Below are 21,274 nucleotides of genomic sequence, written 5' to 3'. Positions count from 1 at the left end.
GTAACAAATGCGGATTGCGAATATCCGTTTGACAAAGGAAGAAAAATGAAACGGACAGATCAGGAAAAGTGATCGCCATCATCCACCGCCTCAATGATGTGGAAGACAAGTGGGTGGCAGTTCCGGAGGATAAGACCATGACAGCAGAGGAGATCATGGAACAGGTCCGGTTTCAGGAGCAGTATTTTGAGACGGAGATAGAAATGCTGTAATAAGAAAAATGTAAAAGGGGGAGCAGCCATGGTCAACCATGTGACTGCTCCCCTTTGTGATACAAAAATTACAGTCTGGCTGCCAGTTTCTTAACCTCTTCCAGCTGCGGACAGACTTTCATGCTGCCTTTTTCCAGCATATTGGGAACTGTGACAATACCCATATCTTCCCATTTCAGATAAGAGGTCATGGCCTTGTACTGAGCGATGGCTGCATCAAAGACATGATCTGCGCCTGCATCCAGGAGCAGAGCTGTTTTGTGGAACGGAAATCCGATACTTCCCCATGCATACATACGGTCAATTACGGTTTTCAGCTGTGCGGTGATATCAAACCAGTAAACTGGTGATGCAAATACCAGAAGGTCGGTATCAGAAAGCTCCGCAAAAACCTTCTTCATATCATCATCCTGTACACATTTGCCCTCATGGGAGTAGCAGTATTTGCAGTCCATGCATCCGCGGATATGTAAATTTGCAATGTTCAGAACAGTTGCTGTATGACCGTTTTCCTGAGCAGCTTTTGCAAAGGTATCGGCCATGATCTGTGTGTTGCCGTTGTGGCGCGGACTGCCGTTTAAGATTGTGATCTTCATTAGAAATCCCTCCAGTTATAATTATTGATATGGGACCATTGTAACATAAAAATAATGGAGCGCAAAGAAAGCTTTTCTATGTCCAATGTGCAGAGTGCAGGGAGGAAAGAGGTTCTTTTTATAGAAATTTATTGAAAATATTTCTCCATAATGTTATCATTGGACACGAAAAACACAGAAAAAACGAGAAAACATAAGGCTGTTATGTAGGTATCTACAATATGGTCTGAAGCAGCCGGTGAGAGTGTCAGAAAACAAAAGCAATGGGTGGCAGAATGTTTGATGACCAGGGCTATACAGGAGGAGAAAAACAATGAAATTAACCATGCTTGGAACAGGTAACGCACTGGTAACAGAATGCTACAATACATGTTTCGTGCTCAGCGATGAGTACGGCCATTTTCTGGTTGACGGAGGCGGCGGAAATACTGTACTTTCCCAGCTGAAGAAGGCAGGTATTGACCTGATGGATGTCCATGAGATCTTCGTTACACATAAGCACGTAGACCATATCATGGGAATCGTCTGGGTGATCCGCATCATCTGCCAGAATATGAAAAAAGGTACTTACCAGGGCGAGGCGAATATCTATGCCCATGATGAGGTGATCGGACTTCTGAAAGACATGGCCTTTAAGCTTCTGAATAAAAAGGAGACACAGTACATTGGTGACAGACTTCACCTGATCGAAGTAAAAGACGGTGAGGAGAGAACGATCCTCAATAAGAAAGTGACCTTCTTTGACATCGGTTCCACCAAGGCAAAACAGTTCGGATTCCAGATGATCTACGACGGTGGCAAGGTACTTACCTGTTGTGGCGATGAGCCATACAACGAGTGCGAGGAGAAATACGCCAAAGGCAGCGACTGGATGTTCCACGAAGCATTCTGCCTGTACGGACAGCGTGATATCTTCAATCCTTATGAGAAACATCACTCCACAGTCAAGGATGCCAGCGAGCTTGCTGAAAATCTTGGCGTGAAAAACCTTGTACTGTATCATACAGAGGATAAGAACATTAAGAAACGTAAAGAACTCTACGGCGCAGAAGGCAGAGAGTATTATCACGGAAATCTGTTTATTCCGGATGATCTTGATGTGATCGAAATGTGATAATTGTAAAAAAGGAAGGATCGGAAGCGTGGCATATGCTGCATTTCCGGTCCTATTTTATATCATGGAAAATTATTTCGTAATGTTCCAATGACATAAAAGAGTCCTCCAGGAAGAAGTCTTTCCTGTTCTGTAAAAATTTTGTGGAAGATAATTTTACGAAAAGCTTATGAGCCGGATAGATCGTCCGGATATACTTACAAATTTCATAGTGTATCCATCAGAAAGAAAATGCTTGTAGGACAAAAAGGTATCGTTTACAATAATACACAAATAATATTTTACAAATTACGAGGTGACAGAACATATGCCAGCAACAGACAATATCACACTTGAAGAAAAATACAGAAAACTCCAGGAGATCCTTCGTTCCCTTGGAAGCGTAGCCGTAGCCTTTTCCGGCGGTGTAGACTCCACGTTTCTTCTGAAAGCCGCACAGGAAACACTTGGCGACAGGGCCATGGCCATTACTGCCTGTCCCTGTTCCTTTACTGACAGAGAGCTGAAAGAAACAGAGGATTTTTGCCAGGAAAATCATATCCGACAGGAGATCTGTAAGATCAACGAATTCGACATTCCAGGCTTCCGCCAGAACCCGCCGGACCGTTGCTACATCTGCAAAAAAGCCATCTTCACCAAACTCTGGGAAGCAGCAAAATCCCACCATATGAACATGATCGTGGAAGGCTCCAATATGGATGACCTGGGAGATTACCGTCCTGGAAAAAGAGCCATTCAGGAGCTTGGGGTCCGAAGTCCTCTCCAGGAGGCCGGCCTCTATAAAGAAGAGATTCGCAAGCTGTCAAAGGGCATGAACCTTCCAACCTGGAACAAGCCATCCTTTGCCTGCCTTGCTTCCAGATTTGTATACGGTGAGACCATCACCGAGGAAAAACTTCACATGGTAGACCAGGCCGAGCAGTTTCTCATGGATCTGGGATTCCATCAGTTCCGTGTCCGTATCCACGGTACCATGGCAAGGATCGAGGTTCCGGAAGAAGATATCCTGAAAATTGCAGATAATGAAACAAGAACAAAGATCACAGAGAAATTCCGCACATTGGGATTTTCTTACGTGACTCTGGATCTTCAGGGCTTCCGTTCCGGAAGTATGAATGAAACACTGGGAAAATAAGTATCAGAAAATAAAATAATCCCCCGGAAATACCGCGCGAGAAGTATTTCGGGGGGATTGCTGCACGAATAGAACCGGAGGCTCCGTTACTGTGTTCAAATCTCAATTTTCGGATTGAGAATATCTGTCTGCCAGGCTGTATATCTTACATATAATCCTTCAGCACATTATGATCCCGGAGCACCTTTTCAACCACAGTACCCTTTACAACATTGAGAAGTGGTTTTTTCAGTGCATTCAGAGGTCCGGGCAGCTGGATCTCAAGAGGAGATTTTCCATCCATCAGCTTCACGCTGCTGTCAAGAAGCTCACGGATATCATAAACGCTTCCCCATACTTCCGGAACACCACGGTCTACACCAAAAAGTCCATATACAGCTTCCATTGCGGTACGTACGGAATATTCTGTTGTGAATATGGTATCACGTGGAGTCTCTGCAAACTGACCCAGGAATGCGAAGTTTACGCATCCATCCGGGATAACATCCGGGCGGTCACCTTTGGCGCGGGGCATAAAGAATGCAGTGATATACGGCATCATAGTCGGAACGCAGACAGCACTGTTTTCAGCCATGTCGTCGATCTGATCTACCGGAACACCCAGGTGGTACAGCCACTCAGCGGTAATTTCCTTACCGGTACATTCTTTCATCGGTTTTTTGATATAGTCACCAGGAACATCGGTGAACAGTCCGTATACCCATACGCAGACTTTCTTCGGATCCTGCTCCTTGAACTGTCCCTGACGGTTGATGGTCCAGCTTAAGAGCCATTTGGAATCCTGGCAGCTTACGATACCGCCGGTAACAACCTTGCCGGAACGCGGGTCACGCTGGCAGATATTGGTGATATACGGGATGATGCGGTCATCCAGAGTCGTGATGGTAGCAGATTCCCAGTTTGTTTTGGAAATATCAGAGCAGAATTTTTCCGGATGTCCGAAGGACGGATCCTGGGCTGCGATATTTTTCCACAGGGACCATACGCCGCTGGTGCGGACTTCTGCGTCACCGTTTGGAGCATGATTCTGGTCGCCATAGATGGTGCCTTCTGTACAGCTTCCGTTTGTGACAAAAACATAATCATTTTCAGTAAGAAGAATGCCCTGTTCCACACCTTTTACCTTACATTCAATGGCGGAGGCGATCTTTTTGCCATCCTTGAAATCAAAGATCACGTTTGTGACCTCGGTATTAAACTGGAAGTCAACACCTGCATCCTCCAGATATTTTTTCATAGGAAGGATCAGGGATTCATACTGATTGTACTTGGTGAACTTCAGGGCACTGAAATCCGGAAGGCCTGCAATGTGATGGATGAAGCGCTGGAAGTAAAGCTTCATCTCCAGAGCACTGTGCCAGTTCTCAAATGCGAACATGGTCCTCCAGTACAGCCAGAAAGTGGAATCAAACACTTCATCATCGAAAACATCCTCGATAGTTTTGTCGTAAAGATCCTCATCCTTTGTCATAAACAGCTTCATGATTTCCATGCAGCCCTTCTGGCTTAAGTTAAATTTTCCGTCGGTATGAGCGTCCTGCCCACGGTTAACGGTTGCACGGCACAGAGAATAATTGGGGTCATGCTTATTCAGCCAGTAAAATTCGTCCAGAACAGAAGCACCTGGCTTTTCGAGGGAAGGAATGCTGTGGAAAAGATCCCAGAGACATTCGAAATGATTTTCCATCTCACGGCCGCCACGCATGATATAACCTCTGGACGGATCAAAAATTCCATCGCAGGCACCGCCGGCAATGTCCATGGCTTCCAGGATGTGGATATGGTCCCCGGGCATCTGTGCATCTCTGACCAGGAAGCAGGCAGCTGCCAGGGAAGCAAGGCCGCTTCCTACGATGTAAGCATGTTTGTCATCCACACCTTCCGGCTTCTCCGGACGGGCAAAAGCTTCATAGTTACCGTTGGAATAATAGATCCCCTTGCCGTTTTTGGCATATTTTCCACGTTCGGTATTGCGGTAGTTCTCGGTAGTTTCCTTTACATGGAAAGTTTCCTCTTCATTGATCTCTTTTGTTTTTTTCATCAGCATGGCTGCGCCGGCTCCGGCTGCCGCAAGTGCTGCAAGTCCCATGAATCCTTTTTTATCTGACATATGACATCCACCTTTCGTAAATGAGATACCTGTTTGTATCGGATTAACTGTTCTTTGTTGCTGTTGAGGCTATGATAGCCCATCCGGAAAAAAGATTCTATTTACAAAACACCGGAAATGTTCAGTTTTTTATCATTATGCCTGTTTTGATAAGTTTTTATTCTGTACGCACACCGGCAGTTTTGTTTTTTGCGGCAAAATTGTGGATGGCATTGTCGATACATCCATACAGTGCAGTTGCGGTGTCATCCACGATTCCGTGGTAATCTTCGCGCATGCCATTTTTGATCCAGTCCAGCATAATGCCTACAAAGCTGTATTTATAGAGATCTGCGATAAAAATTTTCTGCTCTTCTGTAATGAGGATGTCTTTTGATTTCTCAGTTACCACACCCATCAGCAGATCACAGGTGAGCGCAAACAGATAATTCTCGATCTGTTCCCGTCCAACGCTGCGGTATACATTTAAGATGAACGGTTTGTTTTCCATTACGGCATCAAAGATCTGAAGAAGTCCCTCATGCCAGGTAGAAGAAGTTTTTTTGCCCTGGAGGGCGATCCTGGCATCCTCCAGACAACTCCACTCCACAAGATCGTAGATATCTTTGAAATGATAATAAAAAGTCATGCGGCTGATCCCGCAGTCTGTAGTCAGGTCGTTGATGGTGATCTTATCTAAAGGCTTCTTAAGAAGCAGACGTTTCAGGGATTCTTCCAGAGCAAGTTTGGTTGCGTTTGTCATGTCTTGCGGCCTCCTTTGGCAATGTTATAGTTACTAATATAACATGAAAGTGCACAGAAAATCCATGTTAAACAGTGACTTTTCTGTGAAATTATGATAAACTGAACCTGGAATATTTTGTGGAACAGAACGGAGTGTACTATGAAGAAAAAATCAGTTTGTATCCTGCTGATCTTTGCTGCCGTGATAGTACTTACTTATGTGACAGGAGAATCCTATTACAGAGGAATCAGTGAAAAAGCAGGGTTGGATAAACAGGAAGAGAAAATATATAAATACCAGTACGACATGATCGTGGACAGTCCCGATTCCCAGTTCTGGCAGGCAGTATATGACAGTGCGAAGAAAAAAGCAGCTCCTAATAATGTACTGATTGAGATCATGGGGCCGGACAGGGAAACATCCTATGATAAACTTGATTATATGAATATGAGCATTGCGGCCAAGGCGGATGGTATTATCCTGCAGTATAATGGAGAAGCCGGTCTGGAAGAAGCGATCAATACTGCAGTAAGAAACGGAATACCGGTGGTTACAGTCATGAGTGATGCGGTGCACAGCCGCCGCCAGAGCTTTGTGGGAGTCAGCGATTATCAGCTTGGCATGGCTTACGGGGAAATTGTTGCCAAATACGTGGATGAGAACACGAAGAATATCCTGATCCTGCAGAAACGGGACATTGATGATATGAACGAAAGTCAGATATACACTCAGATCAGCAATGCGGTGAAGATGGCAGCTGGTTCTGAGGATATTGAGATCAAGGGAAGGAATCTTCTGTCAACAGGAACCTTTGAAACAGAGGAGGCAGTTACTGATATTTTTCAGCAGAAGCGGAATGTTCCGGATATCCTTGTGTGTATGGATGAGGAGACAACGGAGTGTGCAAGACAGGCAATTCTGGATTTCAACCTTGCAGGAAAAGTGAAGATCATTGGTTATTATACATCTGAGGATATTCTGGCGGCAGTTGAAAAAGGTGTTATTTCAGTTACCTGTGATGTGGACACGACCCAGCTGGGACAGTACAGTGTGGAGGCAGTTACCAGCTATATAGAAGATGGAAGAACCAATTCTTTCTACAACGTAGACATTAATTTTCTTGACAGAACAGCAGTGGAGAAGATGAGGAGGGAGGCAGTCACAGATGAAAAAGATTCGTTGGAGTGACTTTTCTCTTGTAAGCAAGATCATGATCGAGGTTGGCGTGCTGGCAGTTTTACTGTTCAGCATCAACATGCTGTTTTATGCGCGGATCAACAACTCCATGCATGAGATGGATGATGTGTATGCCAGCAATGCCCAGATCACAGAGCTTGGGCAGGTTTTTGACGATGTGCAGGACAGTATGTACCAGTATCTGAAGGTAAAAAACTCTCAGGCACTGATGGATTATTATCAGAATGAGGCGAAATACAGGCAGGAGCTGGAGAAGTTAAATGAACGGAATATTGATGATTCCGTAAAACTTCTGGAGAAGAAGATACGTAAGATGTCGGAATCATATCTTTCCTGTACCGCAGGAACTGTAGCTGCCAAGAGAGGCAGGAATGTGGAGAAATATAAGCAGGAATATGATGAAAGTCTGGAGCTTTACAGTTATATCCAGAGTTCTATGGATGAGCTGAACAAGCAGCTTTTTAAAGAAAATTCCCAGACTTATGCAGCTCTCCGGGCGGTTATGAGATATCTGGAGATCAGTAATATGATGATCATGCTTCTGGTGGTGATCTGTGGAATGTTCCTTCTGATCATGGCAACAAGGGAGATGTTCCTGCCGCTGACTAATATGGCAGAAACTGCACAGCTGGTAGGTCAGGGGAATTTTAATGTAAAGATGCCCCCAGCAGATTCCAGGGATGAGCTTGGAACGGTAACAAGAGCCTTTAATACCATGGTGGATAATCTTGGTCTTTACATTGCCAGGACAAAGGCCAGCATGGAAAAAGAACAGCAGATGATAGAGAGGGAGCTTTTGATGGAAACACATCTCAAGGAGGCACAGCTTAAGTATCTCCAGTCTCAGATTAATCCGCATTTCCTTTTTAATTCCCTGAATGCAGGAGTACAGCTTGCAATGATGGAGGATGCAGAAAAAACCAGTATCTTTGTGGAAAAGATGGCAGATTTTTTTCGCTACAATGTAAAGAAGGGTGAGGAAGATGCCACACTGGAGGAAGAACTGGAGGCTGTGGACAATTACATTTATATTCTGAATGTACGGTTTGCCGGGGACATCCATTTTTCAAAAAAAGTGGAATGTGATGTGGAAAATGTACGTGTTCCCAGTATGATCCTGCAGCCGGTTGTGGAAAACGCAGTCAATCATGGAATCCGGAATATAGATTGGGAAGGACATATTGATCTCAGTGTGGAGAGATGGAACGACCATATTGAGATCAGTGTTCGGGATAACGGACTGGGCATGACCGGAGAACAGATACAAAGAGTACTGTCAAAAAAAGTCCACAGCAGTTCAGGCGAGGGTGATTCCACGGGAATCGGAATGAATAATGTGATCAGCCGTCTGGAACTGTATTATGAGCGGGACGGATTAATGGAAATATACAGTGAAGGTGAAGGAATGGGAACAGAGGTAGTGATCAATATTCCTCTGGAGAGGAGCGAAAAAAATGTACAGAATCCTGATTGCTGATGATGAGGGGATCATGCTGGAATCCCTGAAAAATATTATAAGTTCCAACTATGGAAATGAATGTGAGATCCATACAGCCAAGACAGGCCGTGTGGTTGTGGAGGAGGCGGAGAAATATCCGCCGGATATCTGCTTTATGGACATTCAGATGCCGGGCTTAAGTGGAATCCAGGCAATCCGGGAAATTCAGAAATTTAACAGATCTGTGGTCTTTGTGATCATTACAGCCTATGATAAATTTAATTATGCCAAGGAAGCGGTAAATCTTGGAGTTATGGAATTTCTTACCAAGCCGGTAAACAAAAAGGTGATTCTGGAAATATGCTCCAAAGCTATGGAAAAGGTAGATTCTACAAGACAGAAGCGAAGCGATGATCTCCGTATCCGTGAAAAGCTGGAGACAGTTGTGCCCATGATTGAGAGCGGATATATCAATAATATTCTTCTGCAGGATGATTTTCAGACATATCAGGATAATTACAGGGAGCTTCTGGATATCCGGGAAGAATATGGATATATGATCGTGGCTGAATTCGGGGATTCCACGGAAAATGGCGTTCTTACCAATGCGGTGGGGGCCAGTGTGAAGGCAAACAAATTTTATTCCACATTCCGGGAAATCGCTCAGGGATTTTTTGAATGTCTGGTAGGACCCATTATGGGAAACCGTATTGTACTGCTTGTTCCATACCGTAATTCCAGGGAGTCCTATGAGGAACGTGTGGAGGTTGTAACAAGAACCAGAAACATGGTACATAAGCTGGAAAGCAGGATCGACAGTAAATTTCGCTGTGGTATCGGCCGGGTGAAGGAGATGGGAAGCACCATGAAAGAATCCTTCAAGGAGGCCATGATCGCACTTCGGGAAAGCACCAGCCATGTTATACATATTGAGGATGTTCCGGCTGCACAGAAATATGACGGCGAATATCCAAGAGATTTGGAACGTCGCTATGAAAAGCGGGTGATGGATAAGGATGTGGCAGGAGCTTTAAGCTGTGCCGAGGAATTTATCCGGTGGATGGAGAAGCAGCCGGGAGTAGATCTGGAGGACATGCGCATCAAGATCCTGGAGCTTGTGATGGGAGTGGAAAAAAAGGCCTTTTTTGCAGGTACCGTGAAATATGCGATCAGCTGCCGCAGAAATTATATTCATGAGATCCAGGAATATACAGATATAGAAGGAATGAAAAAATGGTTCCTGGGCAAAACATCAGAAATCTGCAGTAACATGGAAAGTGCAAGGGAAAAAGAAGCGGTTTCTATTATCGAAAAAGCAAAGTCCTATATTCGGGACAATTACAAAAAAGATATTTCACTGGATGAGGTGTCACGGGAGGTGGATATCAGCCCTTATTATTTCAGCAAGCTTTTTAAGCAGGAGACCGGAGGAAATTTTATCGAGTATCTTACAGAAGTGCGGCTTCGGAATGCAAGAGAACTTCTCAAGGATTCAGGGCTTTCCATCAAGGAGATCTGTGCGGAATCCGGATACAGCGACCCCAATTATTTCAGCAGGATATTCAAGAAATACGAAGGCGTGACACCAAGTGAATTCAGAGAGAAGTTGAGGTAGACAATATGAGCGGGGGGAAAATGATTAGGAAGCTGTTGATCTTGCTGTGTCTGTTGACATTGATGCTGAATGGCTGCGCTTCCGAAAAAACAAAGCAGACAGCTGCACAGGAAAACGATACAGAGGAAGACAGTGGTGAAAAGAAAATTCAGATCGGTCTTACAGTGGATTCTTTTGTTATTGAGAGGTGGATTCGTGACAGGGATGTATTCGTGGCAACAGCAAGGGAGCTGGGAGCGGAAGTGAATGTTCAGGATGCGGGAGCAGATACAAAAGAGCAGATCAGCCAGATTGACTATTTTATCAAGAAGCATATGGACGTGATCGTGATCATTGCCAGAGACTGCAAAGCATTATCTGAGGCTGTGGAGCGTGCCCACAATGCAGGAATCAGGGTGATCTCCTATGACCGCATGGTAAATGATGCGGATACAGACATGTATATTTCCTTTGATAACCGGAAAGTCGGAGAGATCATGGCACAGTCCATGATGGAAGCGATCCCTGATGGCGGAAAGATTTTTATGATCCAGGGCTCTGCTTCAGATAACAATGTGGACATGGTAAAAGAGGGATTTGAAGACACTCTGAAAAACAGTGATCTGAAGGTAGTTTACGAAGCCAACTGTGAGGGCTGGATCGCAGAGCTGGCAGCAGATTATGTGGAGGAAGCACTGGAAGAGTATCCTGATGTAAAGGGAATCATGTGCGGAAATGATGATATTGCCAGCCAGGTGATACAGATTCTTGCGGAAAACCAGCTTGCCGGACAGGTGATCGTGGTAGGCCAGGATGGTGATCTGGCTGCATGTCAGCGTATTGTGGAAGGAACCCAGTACATGACAGCATTTAAATCTATCGAAGATCTGGCACGCCAGGCAGCTGAATATGCGGTGAAGATGGCAGAAGAGGGAAAGATTCCGTCAGATGTGACAGATACCATGAGCGATGGAAGCTATGATATCCCGGCGAAGGTGCTGGAACCGGTTGCCGTTACAAGGGATAATATTGATGAGGTGATCATTGACGGCGGTTTCCACAGACGAGATGAAGTATATCTCAATATAGATTACGATACAGAGTAATGCAGAACAGATTGCATACCGGCATATATGTGGCAGTGAAATTCTGCAAGTAATGTGGCAGTGTATCCATATGCGCAATAATACACAATTATGACAAAAATCAATAGCAGATTTTTGGTGCAAAAATGTCTTGCCTGATGCAGGGCATTTTTCTTTTGCAAAAAAATGTCTCTGTCCTTGCCAACTATGTCCAGACAGTCCTGTGTTATAGTAACATCATCAAAGGAAACGTGATTCCAAAAACAAATAATGAAACGGAGGATTTTACAATGAAAAGAAAAATGGTATCTGCACTTCTTTGCGCAACAATGGTAGCTGGTATGGTGGTAGTTCCGGCAGCAACAGCACAGGCAGCAGACAAGAAACTGATCGGTGTTACCATGCCGACCAAGGATCTCCAGAGATGGAACCAGGATGGCGATAACATGAAGAAAGAGCTGGAGGCAGCAGGATATGAGGTAGACCTTCAGTATGCATCCAATGATGTAAGCACACAGGTTTCCCAGCTTGAGAACCAGGTAGCAAACGGATGTGACCTTCTGGTTGTGGCATCCATCGATGGAAGCAGCCTTGGCGAGCCTCTGAAACAGGCCAAAGAAAAAGGAATTCCGGTTATCTCTTATGACCGTCTTCTTATGAATTCCGATGCAGTAACCTATTATGCAACATTTGATAACTACAAAGTAGGTCAGAAACAGGGCGAGTACCTGGTAGATGCACTGGATCTTGACAATCAGGACGGACCATTCAATATTGAGCTGTTCACAGGAGATCCTGGCGATAACAACTGTAACTTCTTCTTCGGTGGTGCAATGGATGTTCTCCAGAAATACATCGATGACGGTAAGCTGGTAGTAAAATCCGGTCAGACAGAGTTCGAGCAGGTTGCTACAGCTAACTGGGACAGTGCAAAAGCACAGGATAGAATGGATACTATCATCGCAGGTAACTACTCTGACGGAACAAACCTTGACGCAGTTCTCTGCTCCAACGATTCCACAGCCCTTGGTGTTGAGAATGCACTGGCAGCTTCCTACACAGGAGAATATCCGATCATTACTGGTCAGGACTGTGACACACCAAACGTTAAGAACCTTGTAGCCGGAAAACAGGCAATGTCTGTATTCAAAGATACAAGAGCTCTTGCATCTGCAGTAGTAAAAATGGTTGACTCCATCATGAAAGGTGAGGAGCCGGAAGTGAACGATACAAAATCCTATGATAACGGAACCGGTGTCATCCCGACATACCTTTGCGATCCGGTTGTTGTTACAACAGATAACTACAAAGAGATCCTGATCGACTCCGGATACTACACAGAGGATCAGATCAAATAATCAGAATTTTTAAGAAAGAAATTTATCACATGCAGGCGGGGAATATAACCGCCTGCATGAACAGTGGAAAGGGAGGGAAATTGAGTTGGCTAAGATACTTCTGGAAATGAAAAATATCACCAAAACTTTCCCAGGTGTAAAGGCACTGGATAATGTTAATCTCCAGGTCGAGGAAGGCGAGATCCACGCACTGGTAGGTGAAAACGGTGCCGGTAAATCTACATTGATGAATGTATTAAGTGGTATTTATCCGTACGGTTCGTATGAAGGAAATATTATTTATGATGGTGAGATCTGTAAGTTTAACACTATCAAAGACAGTGAACATAAAGGAATTGTAATCATCCACCAGGAACTTGCTCTGATCCCGTACATGACCATCGGGGAGAACATGTATCTGGGTAATGAAAGAGGCAAAAGCTTTTCCATCAACTGGAATGAAACTTATGGAGAAGCAGATAAATATTTGAAAATAGTAGGACTGGAGGAATCCTCCAGAACTTTGATCAAGGATATTGGTGTAGGTAAGCAGCAGTTGGTTGAGATCGCAAAGGCACTTGCAAAGAATGCAAAGCTGCTCATTCTGGATGAGCCTACCGCATCACTGAATGAAGATGACTCCAAAGCTCTTCTGGATCTTCTTCTGAAATTCAAGAAGCAGGGAATGACCTCTATCATCATTTCCCATAAATTAAATGAAATCTCCTATGTAGCAGATAAGATCACAGTTATCCGAGATGGATCTACCATTGAAACACTGGATAAAAAGAAAGACGATTTTTCTGAGCAGAGGATCATTCAGGGAATGGTTGGACGTGAGATGACAGATCGGTTCCCGAAACGTCCAAATGTAAAGATCGGCGATGTTTCCATGGAGATTAAAAACTGGAATGTTTATCATCCGCTGTATACAGAACGTAAGGTGGTAAATAACGTATCCTTTAAAGTACATAAAGGAGAGGTTGTCGGTATTTCAGGACTGATGGGAGCAGGACGTACAGAACTGGCTATGAGTATTTTTGGCAAGAGCTATGGAACTAAAATTTCTGGACAGGTGTTCATGAACGGAAAAGAAGTGAAGCTGAATACAGTTCAGGAAGCCATCGACAACAAGCTTGCTTATGTTACAGAGGATCGAAAAGGAAACGGGCTGATCCTTTCCAAGTCCATAAAGATGAACACTACGCTTGCAAACATGTCTGGTATCAGTAATGGAAAAGTGATCGATACGGATAAAGAATACGCAGTTGCTGAGGAATACAGGAAGAAACTGAAAACCAAGTGTCCGACAGTTGAGCAGAATGTCGGAAACCTGAGCGGTGGTAATCAGCAGAAGGTCCTTCTTGCAAAATGGATGTTTGCAGAGCCGGATATTCTGATCTTGGATGAACCTACAAGAGGTATTGACGTAGGAGCCAAATATGAAATCTACTGTATCATCAATGACCTGGTCGCAGCAGGAAAATCTGTGATCATGATCTCTTCTGAGCTTCCGGAAGTGCTTGGAATGTCAGACAGAATCTATATCATGAACGAGGGCAGATTCGTAGGAGAGGTAAGTGGTGAGGAAGCTACATCTGAGCTGATCATGTCCAGGATCGTGAAGTCAGGTAAAGGAGAGTAAGAAGATGGAGAAAAAGATTAGTTTTTCAGAAATATTAAAAAAATATACCATGGTCATTGTTCTGGTATTTGTTGTGATCATGTTTTCTGTGAACACAAAGGGCGTTATGCTTCTTCCGCAGAATGTAAATAACCTGGTAGCCCAGAATGCATATGTATTTATTCTTGCAACCGGTATGCTGTTCTGTATTTTAACAGGTGGTAACATCGATCTGTCAGTTGGTTCTGTTGTATGCTTTGTTGCTGCTGTCGGTGGTAAGATGATGGTTCTCAACAGTATGAACCCGTATCTCACTATGATCGTGATGCTTCTTGTGGGTATTGCCATTGGTGCATGGCAGGGATTCTGGATCGCTTATGTACGAATTCCTCCATTTATTGTTACTCTGGCAGGTATGCTTGCTTTTCGTGGCCTTTCCAACGTAGTTCTGGAAGGACAGACCCTGGCCCCGATGCCGGATGCTTATCTGGCTCTGTTCAATAACTATATTCCGGACTTCCTTGGTGGAGGTGAAGGATTTAACAGAACATGTTTCGTAGTTGGCATTATTGTCTGCATCGTCTATGTTGCACTTGTTATGAAAAACCGTGCAGACCGTGCAAAAAAAGGCTACAGTGTTGAGTCTTTCGGTGGTGTTGCAGTGAAGATGGTTCTGATCTGTGTAGTTGTTCTTGCATTCATGTTCAGACTTGCTCAGTACAAAGGTATCCCGAATTCTCTTCTCTGGGTTGCAGTGATCATCGCGATCTATACATACATTGCTTCCAAGACTACAACAGGCCGTTATTTCTACGCAGTTGGTGGTAATGAGAAGGCAACAAAGCTTTCCGGTATTGATACGAACAAAGTTTATTTCCTTGCTTACTTGAACATGGGTCTTCTGGCTGCTATCGCAGGTATGGTGACAATGGCCAGATTGAATTCTTCCAACCCGCAGGCTGGTACAAACTTTGAGATGGATGCGATCGGTGCTTGTTTTATTGGTGGTGCTTCTGCTTATGGTGGTACCGGTACAGTTCCTGGTGTTATCATTGGTGCACTTCTGATGGGTGTTCTGAATCTTGGTATGAGTATCATGGGTATTGACCAGAATATCCAGAAGGTTGTTAAAGGTATGGTTCTTCTGGCAGCGGTTATCTTCGATGTTGTCAGCAAGAGAAAATCTTTTATCGTAAAATAATAATAGTCAGCGAATCAGGACAGCAGGTTTTCGGAGTGATCCGGAACCTGCTGTTTTTGGGTGTATATACTGTTGTTTTATGTAAGGTTATTTTGTTACTGTTCACTGGTCAATGTCATTTAGTTAATTTTCAAGGTTAGATCTTATACATGAGGTCTAACCTCTTTTTTAGTTTTTCCCTAAATAGGGGTTGACACTTCAACTCAAATGTGCGGCCGCTCTCACTACTGATTGGTTTTTAGAAGTAGTGAGAGCGGCCCTTGTAGTTAAAGAAGCATCTGCACGATGCAAATACAACTACAAGGAGATTTTTTTATGCTACAAAACCAAATCAAAACCATATTTAAAAGGGCACTGAAAAAGTCTGATTCTAAAAAAGAATTGGGCTTTTTTGTGAAAATTTCGGTCGCCCGGCAAAGGAACCAGAAATGATGTTTAAACTGCTTTTCCTGAAAAAACTGTACGATCTTTCTGACGAAGCCCTGATTAGCAGCGCCCAGACGGACATGGCATATAAATTTTTCCTTGACCTGGAACCAGAAGCAAAAATGATAGATCCCAGTCTTCTCACAAAATTCAGAAAAACTCGTATTACAGAAGATATTCTGGAAGAAATGTTAAAAGAAACCATTCAACAGGCTTTGGATAAAAATCTGATCAAATCGGGAACCATTATCGTTGATTCCACCCATACAATTGCTTCTGTCTGGGCAAAATCTCCAACGCAGATTCTGCGGGATATGAGCAAACAACTTCGGAAAGAGGTTTATAAAACAGCTTTTGAATTATCAGAGCGATTTCCTGAGAAACCCTCTTTGGAAGCAGGACTGGATGAAGAAATTGCCTATACTAGGGAACTACTCCAGGTTCTGGAGGAAGGAATAAAATCCTGTGGAAATAAAAAGATACAGAAACTTTCTCATGAAATGAAAGAACTACTAGAAGATGAGCGGCTCAAAGAGATCCGATCCAAAGATGATAAAGATGCACGGTTTGGACATAAAACGGCAACCAGTACGTTCTATGGATATAAGAATCATCTTGCGATGACTGAAGAACGTCTCATTGCGGGGATCACTGTAACAGATGGAGGAGCACCAGATGGGCAGGAATTACCAAAACTGATAGAAAACGCGAAGGAAAATGGAATAAAAGTTACAGAAGTTATAGGCGATATGGCATATGTCAGTGATGACAATCTGGAAGTCTGCGGAAAAGAGATTACATTGATTGCCAGAACCAATACAGCAGTAGCTGCTGCAGCAAACGGGAACCTTGAGGAAGGTTTCTGCTTTAATAAAGATGCTGGGATGCTGCAGTGTCCTGCCGGAGAGCTTTCCACGCGTGTAGAAAAAAGAACGGCAAAAAATGGGAATACTTATTTAAGATATATATTTAGCAAAGTAACGTGTCGGAAATGTCCCCAAAGAGAAAAATGCCGTGTAGGAAGATCAAACGCTAAAACAAGAAGCTACAGTATCACGCAAGCAAGCGAGAAAAATCTTGAAAGGCTTAAATTTGAAGAAAGCGAATATTTTCAGGAGCGAATGAAGATTCGGCACAGGATAGAAGAAAAGAATGGAGAACTAAAGGAAGCTCACGGTTTGCGTAAAGCAGATTCGAGAGGTTTATTTGCTATGCATCTGCAAATGTATTTTACGGCATTTACAGCAAATGTAAAACGAATAGTAAGATTAGATGAGCTGGCTATGGAGTAAACCATAGCTTTTTATGATTTTCCTAAGTAAAGATTTGAAAATAATATAAAAGAAAAACTTCCACTTAAGAAGAAATGGAAGTTTTTCAGTGCCCTTCAAATACAAGGGGTGTGGCACTTTTATCTGCATACACGAAACATAGTAATGTTTTATCTCCGCTTACTTTTTTTCTGAATTCCTTTCATTTTCCGTTTTGTTATGAATTGATAGTCTGTTCTGAATCCACAGGTTTCGTGGAGATCGTCAGTGATTTTCTGACGTTCATATACCGGCATGAAACCCTGTTTTTCTACATCTGCAAATTTTATGTCTTTTAAAATATGGAGCAATTGTTCTGTAGTATAAGTTCCTTTCAAAGCGCGGTTTAATAACCGGATTTGTATAGGACTGAGTGATATAAAAGGACTCGGAATTTTTTGATTTTGATGTTGTTATACGCACAATAATTACCGCTTCCACTGTTATAGTACATATCACTAAATATTACTATATAATAAAAATAAAAATTTGACAAAAAAATAAGCCTGTTTCAAGGCTTTGCGGTACTTTTTTGAATTTCAATGTGTCAAACTCCCGTGTAACAAGAAAATAAAAAAATATAAAGTTTTAGTTGTTGCCCGTTATCTTTTCTGATATAATAAGTCCAAATCTTAATACTCTGCCGTGATAAAATGTGAAACTGTCACGAAGGAGGCTAAAAGGAGAAACTACAAATGAAAGAAAAGAAAGAACGGGCCAAACGTCTGCCCACTTTTGCGGAATCGATCACACCGATCGTCGCAATGCTCCTGATCCTTACCATCGGAAAAGGCGTATTCGGCTACAGCACAGAGCCGCTTCTGATCATGGTAGCTGCAATCGCAGCATTTATCGCGTTCCGTGTAGGCATTACCTGGGATGAGATGATGGATGAGATCTGCACCAAGATTGCAAAGGGCATGCCTGCCATCCTGATTCTTGTATGTGTTGGCGCTATGGTTGGTACCTGGATGGCATCCGGTACCATTCCGATGATGATTTATTACGGCGTCCAGATCGTAAACCCGAAATTCATGCTGGTTACCGCGTTCCTGATCGAGGCAGTGGTTTCGGTTGTTACCGGTACCTCCTGGGGTTCCGTTGCAACCATGGGTGTTGCCCTGATGGGAATCGCAAGCGCCCTTGGCGTATCCCTTCCGGCTACTGCAGGCGCCTGCATCGCAGGTTCCTACTTTGGTGACAAGATGTCTCCGCTGTCCGATACCACAAACCTGGCTCCGATCGCGGCAGGCAGCACACTGTATGAGCATATCGGACATATGTTCTACACCACTGTCCCAGCAACCATCGTTTCCCTGGTGGTATATGCCATTGTTGGTATGAACGCAGATGTAAGCGCAGATATTACTTCTGACACCGTTACTACTTTATTAAGCCAGCTTTCTTCCATGTACAGCTGGAACCTGCTGATCATCATTCCGGTAGTGATCGTGCTGGGCGGCTCCCTGCTTCAGAAGCCAACCATTCCGGTTATGCTTCTTTCTACTTTTGTAGCAGGCTTGGAGAGTGTCTTCATTCAGCACGTAGCGTTAGGAGATGTGTTAAAGGCAACCGTAAACGGTTTTGATGTATCCATGATCCACCGTGCAGGATTTGACACCGAGACCTGTTCCGAGGCCGTAACCAAGCTGTTAAACCGCGGCGGTATGAACGGCATTATGAGCACCACACTTCTGGTATTCTGCGCATTCTGCTTCGCAGGTATCATGAGCCGGGCTGGCTGTCTGGATGTGGTACTCCAGAAGATCTTAAGCGTGGCAAAGAGTACCGGTGCGCTGATCACCGCAACCGTTGCAGCCTGCATTACCATGGCACTGACCACCGGTAACTCTTACCTTGCCATTCTGATTCCGGGCGAGATGTTCCGTGACGCTTACAAAGAGCGCGGGCTTGCGGCAAAGAACCTGTCCAGAACCCTTGAGGATGCCGGTACCGTAGTTGTACCGCTGATCCCGTGGTCCGCAGCAGGTGCTTACATGGCTTCCACCCTTGGCGTAGAGACTTTGGATTACCTTCCATGGGCAATCCTGTGCTACACCGGCTGGATTTTTGCAATCATCTGGGGCTTTACCGGATTTGGTATTGCCAAGCTCGATGATGAGAAGAAAAAGGAGAACTAAATACGATGTCCAGAGTGCTTTTGATTAAAAACGCGAATCTGTATGATCCGGATCCAAAAGGAATCCGTGATATCCTGATCGTAGATGAAAAAGTATTTTCTGTGGCAGAACACATCGATCCACCGGAACTTTCTGCTCCGGTGGAAGTTGTTTCTGCAGATGGAAAAATGGTAATTCCTGGTTATGTGGACCAGCATGTTCATGTGATTGGCGGGGGCGGCGCAAAGCTTCTGGTTACACGGCTTTCTTCCCTGCATGAGGAAGTGCGTGATGCTGTAAAGGCAGGGGTTCCGGTGGAAAAAGCCATCCGCATCTGCGGGGAGAACCCGGCCAGAGCCAACGGATTATTCCCGAAAAAGGGCTGCATCCGTCCGGGCAGCGACGCGGATCTTGTGATCCTGGATGAGGAATTTCTGGTAGATACGGTATTTGTCCGTGGACAGAAAATGGTGGAGTATGGAAAAGCACTGGTAAAAGGCACCTTTGAGACAGACTGACAGAAGCTTTGAAATAGAAAAGCGGAAAAGAAAGAGACAGGAGAATTGACATTATGATCAAGTTACTGAAAAACGCGAATGTGTACGCACCGGAGAAACTGGGAAAGAAAGATATCCTTATTGAGGGGGAAAAAATCCTTCTGATGCAGGATACTATTGAGGGATATGAGGGACTTCCGGGAGTGGAAACCTATGATCTGGAGGGAAAGACCGTTGTTCCGGCTTACATTGACATGCACGTGCATATCACAGGCGGCGGCGGAGAGCAGGGGCCGGCATCCCGTGTACCGGAATCCCAGCTCAGTGAATTCTTCAAAAATGGTATTACCACGGTAGTCGGACTTCTGGGAACCGATGGCGTAACCCGCAGTGTGGAAAATCTGGTCGCAAAAGCTCGCGCCCTGACCGAAGAGGGCATGACCGTGTACACTCTGACCAGTTCCTATGGTTACCCGCCGACCACCCTGACCGGAAGTGTAGAGCGCGATATCATCCTGGTTCCACCGATGATCGGTGTGAAGGTAGCGGTATCGGACCACAGAAGCTCCAACCCAGGCGGAGAAGAGCTGATCGCGCTGGCTACTGCAGCGCGCAGAGCCGGCTTACTCAGCAATACCCCTGGCCTGGTAACCATGCACATGGGTGACGGAGAGGGAAGACTGGATCCGATTTTCTATGTGCTGGATCATTCCGACGTTCCAGCCAAGAACCTGCTGCCGACCCACATCTTACGCAATCCTGGACTGATTGATGCCGGCGCGGATCTGGTGCGCCGTGGCGGCTACATTGACTGCACCGCCGGCGCCGATGATGTGGAGGTCGAATCCGATGCTCTGAAGCTCTATGAGCTGTTGCACCGCGAAGATGTGAGCCTGGATCATGTAACCATGTCCAGTGACGCGTTCGGAAGCCAGCCGCGCTTCAACGAAGAGGGCGAGTGCATTGGCCTGACCTACGCGTCCCCGAAGTATCTGCACCGTACCATCCAGATCCTGGTAAGAGAGGGCATGCCGCTGGAGGATGCCTTACAGCTTCTGACCAGCACTCCGGCCGTACTCCTTGGCAAAGAAGGAATCAAGGGCTGTGTAGCGGAAGGCGCAGACGCAGACCTTCTGGTACTGGATGAGAATCTCAACATCAACAGCCTGTTTGCCCGCGGCAAGGTCGCTGTGTGGGAGCAGGAAGTGAAGATGAAGGGCAGATTCGAGCAGTAAGGAAAAACATACAGGAGAAGGACTGTGATTGACTTATTGGTGGTGCTTCTGCTTATGGTGGTACCGGTACAGTTCCTGGTGTTATCATTGGTGCACTTCTGATGGGTGTTCTGAATCTTGGCATGAGTATCATGGGTATTGACCAGAATATCCAGAAGGTTGTTAAAGGTATGGTTCTTCTGGCAGCGGTTATCTTCGATGTTGTCAGCAAGAGAAAATCTTTTATCGTAAAATAATAATAGTCAGCGAATCAGGACAGCAGGTTTTCGGAGTGATCCGGAACCTGCTGTTTTTGGGTGTATATACTGTTGTTTTATGT

Annotated in this window: 16 protein-coding genes and 3 pseudogenes; 15 read left to right on the top strand and 4 right to left on the bottom strand. The window is 44.7% G+C overall.

Going from position 1 to position 21,274, the window contains the following annotated elements; translation table 11 throughout:
* The first annotated feature begins 68 nt into the window (after positions 1-68).
* On the top strand, positions 69-212 hold the full coding sequence (locus G5B12_RS10685; protein ID WP_174088200.1) for a hypothetical protein: 144 nt from the start codon (positions 69-71) through the stop codon (positions 210-212).
* A 68-nt stretch (positions 213-280) separates the two neighbouring features.
* Here the strand turns inward: G5B12_RS10685 and G5B12_RS10680 are convergent, their stop codons facing one another.
* Positions 281-808 carry a flavodoxin family protein gene (locus G5B12_RS10680; RefSeq protein WP_119247792.1) on the bottom strand — a complete coding sequence of 176 codons (528 nt, stop codon included), beginning with the start codon at positions 806-808 and terminating at the stop codon, positions 281-283.
* 313 nt (positions 809-1,121) lie between these two features.
* Between G5B12_RS10680 and G5B12_RS10675 the strand changes: the two genes are divergently transcribed.
* Both G5B12_RS10675 and larE read left to right on the top strand, forming a co-directional pair.
* Positions 1,122-1,922 carry an MBL fold metallo-hydrolase gene (locus G5B12_RS10675; protein WP_021976659.1) on the top strand — a complete coding sequence of 267 codons (801 nt, stop codon included), beginning with the start codon at positions 1,122-1,124 and terminating at the stop codon, positions 1,920-1,922.
* A gap of 307 nt (positions 1,923-2,229) precedes the next feature.
* Positions 2,230-3,057, top strand: coding sequence for an ATP-dependent sacrificial sulfur transferase LarE (larE, locus tag G5B12_RS10670; protein WP_174088198.1), 828 nt, complete (start codon positions 2,230-2,232; stop codon positions 3,055-3,057).
* A 145-nt stretch (positions 3,058-3,202) separates the two neighbouring features.
* Here the strand turns inward: larE and G5B12_RS10665 are convergent, their stop codons facing one another.
* Together G5B12_RS10665 and G5B12_RS10660 are read right to left on the bottom strand one after the other, a co-directional pair.
* Complete coding sequence (locus tag G5B12_RS10665) at positions 3,203-5,167, bottom strand: oleate hydratase (protein WP_174088196.1); 1,965 nt, start codon at positions 5,165-5,167, stop codon at positions 3,203-3,205.
* 157 nt (positions 5,168-5,324) lie between these two features.
* Positions 5,325-5,909, bottom strand: a complete 585-nt coding sequence (locus tag G5B12_RS10660; protein WP_021976662.1) for a TetR/AcrR family transcriptional regulator — start codon at positions 5,907-5,909, stop codon at positions 5,325-5,327.
* A gap of 141 nt (positions 5,910-6,050) precedes the next feature.
* Here G5B12_RS10660 and G5B12_RS10655 point away from each other — a divergent pair, with 141 nt between their 5' ends.
* The 8 genes and pseudogenes from G5B12_RS10655 to G5B12_RS10620 all read left to right on the top strand — a co-directional run.
* Entirely contained in the window at positions 6,051-7,079 is a 1,029-nt protein-coding gene (locus G5B12_RS10655; RefSeq protein WP_174088194.1) for a sugar ABC transporter substrate-binding protein, read from the top strand.
* Complete coding sequence (locus tag G5B12_RS10650; protein WP_174088192.1) at positions 7,057-8,565, top strand: sensor histidine kinase; 1,509 nt, start codon at positions 7,057-7,059, stop codon at positions 8,563-8,565. The genes G5B12_RS10655 and G5B12_RS10650 overlap by 23 nt, the downstream gene beginning before the upstream one ends.
* Positions 8,543-10,141, top strand: a complete 1,599-nt coding sequence (locus G5B12_RS10645; RefSeq protein WP_015526037.1) for a response regulator transcription factor — start codon at positions 8,543-8,545, stop codon at positions 10,139-10,141. The genes G5B12_RS10650 and G5B12_RS10645 overlap by 23 nt, the downstream gene beginning before the upstream one ends.
* Before the next feature lie 5 nt (positions 10,142-10,146).
* The gene (locus tag G5B12_RS10640) at positions 10,147-11,226 is read left to right on the top strand and encodes a sugar ABC transporter substrate-binding protein (RefSeq protein WP_021650428.1); all 1,080 of its coding nucleotides are present in this window, start codon (positions 10,147-10,149) and stop codon (positions 11,224-11,226) included.
* Between the two features lie 308 nt (positions 11,227-11,534).
* Positions 11,535-12,563, top strand: a complete 1,029-nt coding sequence (gene chvE, locus G5B12_RS10635; RefSeq protein ID WP_227588556.1) for a multiple monosaccharide ABC transporter substrate-binding protein — start codon at positions 11,535-11,537, stop codon at positions 12,561-12,563.
* Between the two features lie 85 nt (positions 12,564-12,648).
* Entirely contained in the window at positions 12,649-14,187 is a 1,539-nt protein-coding gene (gene mmsA / locus G5B12_RS10630) for a multiple monosaccharide ABC transporter ATP-binding protein (RefSeq protein ID WP_044960730.1), read from the top strand.
* Between the two features lie 4 nt (positions 14,188-14,191).
* Positions 14,192-15,367: a multiple monosaccharide ABC transporter permease gene (mmsB, locus tag G5B12_RS10625; RefSeq protein ID WP_092070224.1), complete on the top strand. Its 1,176-nt coding sequence runs from the start codon at positions 14,192-14,194 to the stop codon at positions 15,365-15,367.
* Between the two features lie 389 nt (positions 15,368-15,756).
* A pseudogene (locus G5B12_RS10620) lies at positions 15,757-17,085 on the top strand (IS1182 family transposase); the annotation flags it as partial.
* 149 nt (positions 17,086-17,234) lie between these two features.
* Here G5B12_RS10620 and G5B12_RS18525 read toward each other — a convergent pair.
* Positions 17,235-17,462 (bottom strand): annotated as a pseudogene (locus tag G5B12_RS18525) (IS1634 family transposase); the annotation flags it as partial.
* Between the two features lie 336 nt (positions 17,463-17,798).
* On the opposite strand from G5B12_RS18525, the gene nhaC reads away from it, so the two are divergent.
* The 4 genes and pseudogenes from nhaC to G5B12_RS10600 form a co-directional block, all read left to right on the top strand.
* Positions 17,799-19,244 (top strand): Na+/H+ antiporter NhaC, encoded by a 1,446-nt coding sequence (gene nhaC, locus G5B12_RS10615; protein ID WP_015526033.1) that lies wholly within the window; start codon positions 17,799-17,801, stop codon positions 19,242-19,244.
* Positions 19,245-19,249: 5 nt separating this feature from the next.
* The gene (locus G5B12_RS10610) at positions 19,250-19,741 is read left to right on the top strand and encodes an amidohydrolase family protein (protein ID WP_015526032.1); all 492 of its coding nucleotides are present in this window, start codon (positions 19,250-19,252) and stop codon (positions 19,739-19,741) included.
* Positions 19,742-19,794: 53 nt separating this feature from the next.
* On the top strand, positions 19,795-20,955 hold the full coding sequence (gene iadA, locus G5B12_RS10605; protein ID WP_015526031.1) for a beta-aspartyl-peptidase: 1,161 nt from the start codon (positions 19,795-19,797) through the stop codon (positions 20,953-20,955).
* A gap of 35 nt (positions 20,956-20,990) precedes the next feature.
* A pseudogene (locus G5B12_RS10600) lies at positions 20,991-21,191 on the top strand (sugar ABC transporter permease); the annotation flags it as partial.
* Positions 21,192-21,274: the final 83 nt, after the last annotated feature.

This window comes from Blautia sp. MSK.20.85, from assembly GCF_013317245.1.
In the GTDB taxonomy this organism is placed as follows: domain Bacteria; phylum Bacillota; class Clostridia; order Lachnospirales; family Lachnospiraceae; genus Blautia_A.
Note: the sequence above shows the minus strand (reverse complement) of the source record. Positions and strands in the feature narration are given on the sequence as shown.